Origin of the sequence: Halobiforma nitratireducens JCM 10879 (assembly GCF_000337895.1) — an archaeon.
Lineage (GTDB): Archaea > Halobacteriota > Halobacteria > Halobacteriales > Natrialbaceae > Natronobacterium > Natronobacterium nitratireducens.
In genome coordinates this window covers 1-5127 of the sequence record NZ_AOMA01000034.1, presented here as the reverse complement: position 1 = coordinate 5127, position 5127 = coordinate 1, and the positions used below count along the sequence as shown (strand labels likewise).

The 5127-nt window shown below is 65.5% G+C and carries 6 protein-coding genes and 1 pseudogene; 4 read left to right on the top strand and 3 right to left on the bottom strand.

Annotated elements, in window-relative coordinates; genetic code table 11:
• Window positions 1-76, bottom strand: a pseudogene (locus C446_RS18445) (orotate phosphoribosyltransferase-like protein); the annotation flags it as partial.
• A 149-nt stretch (window positions 77-225) separates the two neighbouring features.
• Here C446_RS18445 and C446_RS03005 point away from each other — a divergent pair.
• From C446_RS03005 to C446_RS02995, 3 genes are all read left to right on the top strand, one after another.
• Window positions 226-1482 (top strand): HAD family hydrolase, encoded by a 1257-nt coding sequence (locus tag C446_RS03005; protein ID WP_006671583.1) that lies wholly within the window; start codon window positions 226-228, stop codon window positions 1480-1482.
• A 344-nt stretch (window positions 1483-1826) separates the two neighbouring features.
• Complete coding sequence (locus C446_RS03000; protein WP_006671582.1) at window positions 1827-2510, top strand: helix-turn-helix domain-containing protein; 684 nt, start codon at window positions 1827-1829, stop codon at window positions 2508-2510.
• A 131-nt stretch (window positions 2511-2641) separates the two neighbouring features.
• Entirely contained in the window at window positions 2642-3181 is a 540-nt protein-coding gene (locus C446_RS02995) for an HAD family hydrolase (RefSeq protein ID WP_006671581.1), read from the top strand.
• Window positions 3182-3284: 103 nt separating this feature from the next.
• Here C446_RS02995 and C446_RS02990 read toward each other — a convergent pair whose 3' ends face one another.
• Window positions 3285-3518 (bottom strand): DUF5822 domain-containing protein, encoded by a 234-nt coding sequence (locus tag C446_RS02990; RefSeq protein WP_006671580.1) that lies wholly within the window; start codon window positions 3516-3518, stop codon window positions 3285-3287.
• A 116-nt stretch (window positions 3519-3634) separates the two neighbouring features.
• Between C446_RS02990 and panB the strand changes: the two genes are divergently transcribed.
• Window positions 3635-4447, top strand: a complete 813-nt coding sequence (gene panB / locus C446_RS02985) for a 3-methyl-2-oxobutanoate hydroxymethyltransferase (protein ID WP_006671579.1) — start codon at window positions 3635-3637, stop codon at window positions 4445-4447.
• Between the two features lie 13 nt (window positions 4448-4460).
• Here panB and C446_RS02980 read toward each other — a convergent pair.
• A partial coding sequence (locus tag C446_RS02980; RefSeq protein ID WP_006671578.1) for an alpha/beta fold hydrolase occupies window positions 4461-5127 on the bottom strand: 667 nt, incomplete at its 5' end.

Genomic DNA, 5127 nt, shown 5'->3' with positions numbered 1-5127 from the left:
CCGCGATCTCTCCCTTCGAGAGCCCTCGTTCGGCAAGCTCCGCGGCGCTCTCGATGAGGTCGTCGACGTTCTTCATGTGACGACGGTTCGGCCGCCGTTTATATAGTCGTGTCGTCGTGCGCAAAACGCGTGCGGGCCATCACCCGGGCGGCGAGGCGACTCCACCGTGGCCGGAATCCCGCCGCCACGGAAACGATTATTCTCCCGGGCCCGCCTGTAGGTATCATGGAACGATACGATCTCGTCTACCGTCTCTACGACGAGTACGACACCGAGACGCTGCGAGAGTATCAAGAGTTCGTGGACGTCTTCCCCGCGGTCGACTCCCGCGTCGCCCTCGAGCACTGGCAGGGAGCGACCGAGGAACTCGAAGCGCGCAAAGACGAGATTCGCTCCGACTTCGCGGCCGGCGAAACGTTCGCGGAGATCGCCTCGCGGGCCGACCGCGACCAGGCGTTTACCGCCCTCGATCTCGAGGCCAAGTACGGCCGGGCGGTGAACGTACTCGTCTTAGACGTCGACGAGACGCTGCGATCGGCCGGCGGGACCGACAACGAAATCCCCCGGGAAACGCTGCACGTACTGACCGAATTTCACGAGGCGGGCGTCCCGATCGTCATCTGTACCGGCCAGACCCTCGAGAACGTCAAGGGGTTCGCGATCCAGGGACTCGGAAGCGAGATCGTCCACTCCGGTGACCTCTCGATCGTCTACGAGGCCGGGACGGGGGTGTTCACGCCGGGCCACGGTGCGGACACGAAGCAACTGCTCTACGAGGACCTCGATCCCGACATCCGGAACGTGTTCGACGACGTGCGCTCGCGGGTCCTCCCCGAAGCACCCGAGAACCTCCGGCGGGGCTGTCACCTGCAGGGCAACGAGTTCAACGTCACGATGAAACCCAACTACGAGACGGGGTCGGCCGACGCACGGGAGATCATCGACGAGGCGCTGGTGTACCTGATCGACCTGCTGGCCGACGCAGTACGTTCGATCGTCGACGCGAGCGACGACGGGACGGAGCCGTCGACAGTCGACTGGACCCGCGCGTTCTACGCCGCACAGGACCCCGAGATACGCGCCGTTCTCGAGGGCGAAGGAGCCTACCCGGACCTCGAGGTCGAGGACGCCCCCTCACCGTTGACCGACGTCCTCGAGCGGATCGATGTCGCCTACTACGAGGCCGACGCGGCCGAGATCGGTAGCCTCGAGTTGAACAAGGTCGTCGGCGTCGAGCGCGCCCTCGAAGTGCTCGGAGTCGAAGACCCGTTCGCGCTCGTAATGGGCGACTCCAAGAGCGACCTGCGGGTCATGCAGTGGATCGACGAGAACGACGCCGGGATCGCGGCAGCGCCGGAGCACGCCTCGCAGGAGACGCTAGAACACGTCCTCGAGACGGACGAACTCGTCTTCGACCGGGGGAAAAGCGTCGACGTGTTGCGGACGATAGACACGTTGAACAAGCTCGCACGGCTGGACTGAACGGGGCCGACCGGAGTTGGGCGGCGGCGTCGCTCGCGGACCCGGAGCGACTTAAACCGCCGGAGCACCAAAGCCCGTCCACCAACGGGTTCGGTGCTGTTCGTTCTATCGACGCGACCCAGTCGAGATGCCGGCCCAGGACCTCCGCCGTGGGTCGCGCTTGAGGTCGTGATTCGGAGCGTCGATCGATCCGGATCGGTGATTACGATGAGACGGCACGAGAACCAGCCCCGGAGCCACGACAGAATCGTTCGCGAACCGGTGCGAGGATGGGGACGACGGGCTCCCCGCCGCGCCAGTCGCGACGCCGACCCCCGAGACCGTCGATCGGAGGTGAGACGGCGATGACGACGATCGCCGAGCTCACCCTCCCTACCGAGGGGTTCGCGCTCGCGGAGACGTTCCGTGAGCTGCCAGATATCGATGTCCGGGTAGAGAGCGTCGTCGCCGAAGGCCCCTGTCGGACGACGCCGCTGGTCTGGTTCTCGAGTGTCGATCCGGACGCTCTCGAGGCGGCTCTCGAGCGGGACCCGTCGATCGAACAGTACAGACGCCTCCTCGACGATACCGACGACGAGGAGTGGTTCTATCGACTCCAGTACAGCGAGGACGTCGTCTCGGTCTGTCAGGCGGTCTACACCCACGGCGGGACGGTCCTCGGCGCGAGCGTCGCCGACGGTCACTGGACGCTCCGGTTGCTGTTCCCGCTGCGGGAGGAACTCTCCGACGCCGTCTCCGAGATCGAGGAGCAGGGGACGCGGGTCGACGTGCGCCGTATGGTCGAAGCCGGTGCCGACGAAGACCTCGAGACGACGGCCGCGCTGACCGAGCCCCAGCAGGAGGCGATCGCCGAGGCCTATCGCCAGGGATACTACGACGTTCCACGGGAGATATCGCTCGAGGAGTTAGCGAACGAACTCGACATCTCCCACCAGGCGCTGTCCGAACGGCTGCGGCGGGCAAACCGGGTTCTGGCGAGCGAGCAACTCGAAGATCCGACGACGGAGTTGGCGACCGATCCGCACTGACGGGGGTCGGCTCGTCTCCGGGAGAGCGATCGGCGAGTGGTGGATGCCACAAACGGTTCCGTCTCCATTGCCATCCGCTTCGTGCGCTCGCGACCGAAGTCACTATTCGCCGTCCGGTCCTACGCTCGACCGTGACCGAGTACGAAGCGATCGTGTACGACCTGGACGGGACGCTCGTCGACCTCGACGTGGATTGGGGTCGAGTGACCGAAGACGTGCGAACCGTCTACGAGGACGCCGGCCGCGAGTCGCCGGACGGCGACCTCTGGGAGTTGCTCTCCCGTGCCGACGAGGCCGGCGTCCGGTCCGACGTCGAAGCGACCATCGCAGCCCACGAGTGCGAGGGGGCCCGAACCGCGCCGCGACTCGCCCTCGCCGACGACCTGATCGAGCGGTCGATTCCGGTCGGCGTCTGTTCGCTCAACTGCGAGCAGGCGTGTCGGATCGCACTCGAGGAACACGGGCTGGCGGACGCGGTCGAGGTCGTCGTCGGACGCGACACCGTCACGACGAGAAAGCCGGACCCCGAGCCGTTGCTCGAAGCAGTCGGTGGACTCGAGGCCGCGCCCGAGGAGACGGTGTTCGTCGGCGACTCGAGACGCGACGAGGTGACCGCCCGGCGGGCGGGAACGGCCTTCGAGTACGTCCGGGCTGTCACTCGAGAGGAGTAGCGGGGGATCGAGCCTCTCTCAGCCGGTTGCTGTCCGTCAGTACCGGTGCGACCGCGACTCGCAGCGGTTTCGGGTCCACCGGTAATCGGCACAGCAATCCGTATCAGTCCTGGTTCCGTTTGGCGTAGCTAAACACCGAAATCGCGAGGACGAGCCAGACGACGGCTCCAACGCGGATCGCGAACTCGGCGCGTGCTCCCCAGGATGGGAGTTCGAACGGTATCGACAGCAGGGCGACCGCCGGGGCACCGACGAGGATGGTGAGGACGAAGGTGGTCTGCATCACCCAGCCGAAGTCGACGCCGTCGGGGTCGGTCGTTTCGACGGGTTCCGGCACGTCTGGGACTCTCGAGCGATTCCCCATAAGCGTCGCGGGTTACGCGTTTGGCGTCGAACGTCACCGCTCCGAAGGAATAACGATGACATTTAATCGTCGGAACCGAACGTCGAAACATGCCAACCGTCCGGGACATCAAGGCGAAAGCAGGGGAGGAACCGATCACGATGCTGACGGCCTACGACGCCCCGACGGCCGGGATCGTCGACGACGCGGACGTAGACGTCATTCTCGTCGGCGACAGCGTCGGGAACGCGTCGCTCGGCTACGAGACGACGATCCCGGTCACCGTCGACGATGTCGCGCGCCACGTCGGGGCCGTTTCCCGTGCGACCGAGGACGCGCTCGTCGTCGCCGATATGCCTTTCCTCTCGTTCGGTGTCGACGAGAAAGACAGCATCGAGAACGCCGGACGGATGCTCAAAGAGGAGGGGGCGGAAGCGGTCAAACTCGAGAGTGGCCCTCACACCATCGACCTCACCGAGAAGATGGTCCAGCTGGGCATTCCGGTAATGGCCCATCTCGGCCTGACTCCCCAGCACGTCAACCAGTACGGCGGCTACCCCCGGCAGGGGACCGACCGGGACGGTGCCGAGCGTATTCTCGAACTCGCCAACGCTCACGAAGAGGCCGGGGCGTTCTCCCTGGTACTCGAGCACGTTCCGTCGAACCTCGCGGCCGAAGTAACCGACGCTATCGATATTCCGACGATCGGAATCGGTGCCGGACCCGACTGTGACGGACAGGTGCTCGTCGTCGACGACGCGGTCGGCCTGAGCGAGTGGTCACCCTCCTTCTCGAAGCAGTTCGGCTCGGTTCGCGAGGAGATGGAGTCAGCCATCCAGGAGTACGTCGATGCCGTCGAATCCGGCGCGTTCCCGGCGGCAGAACACAGCCACGAGGAGACCGATCTCGACGATCTGTACTAGCCCCTGATCGAAACTAGACACCGGTCGTTTCCGTCCCGAGAAACGCCGCGACGGCCTCGTTGAACGGCTCCGGTCGTTCGAGCATCGTCGCCTGAGCGGCGTCGCCGATCCCGACGAGTTCGGCCGCCGGAATCTCGTCGGCGAGGAACTCGTGGAACCACGGTGGCGTCAACTGGTCGTACTCTCCGTAGACGACAAGCGTCGGGACGTCGATCTCGGACAGTCGATCGCGAACGTCGAACCGGTGGCAGGTGTGAAAATCACGGCTCGTCACCGCCCGGCCGCAATCGAACATTGCCTCCCGGGACCGTTCTGTGGCCGACGATTCCGGATCGTGGAAGAGGCGGTTCCGGCCGTGGAGGAACTCGACTGCACGTTCGAAATCGCTCTCGAGCCACTCCAGGAGGTCCTCGAGCACGCCGAGTCGTGCCCCGGTCCCGGTCAACACGACCGCGTCGGGAGTGTACGAGCGCTCGAGCAACAAGTGTATGAGAACCGCACCGCCCATCGAGTTGCCGATCAGCACGCGGGAATCGGTTTCCTCGACGACTGCGAGGACGTCGTCGACGTGGGCCGACAGCGTCGTGTAGCCGGGGTCGGCGTCGACGTCCGTCGAATCGCCGTGGCCGCTGAGATCGAGTGCGACGATCGGCCGACCGGTTCCGTCGGCGAGCGGCCGT

Coding starts and splice junctions, on each gene's coding strand:
- C446_RS03000 (WP_006671582.1), top strand. CDS start 1,827: ATGACGACGATCGCCGAGCTCACCCTCCCTACCGAGGGGTTCGCGCTC.
- panB (WP_006671579.1), top strand. CDS start 3,635: ATGCCAACCGTCCGGGACATCAAGGCGAAAGCAGGGGAGGAACCGATC.
- C446_RS03005 (WP_006671583.1), top strand. CDS start 226: ATGGAACGATACGATCTCGTCTACCGTCTCTACGACGAGTACGACACC.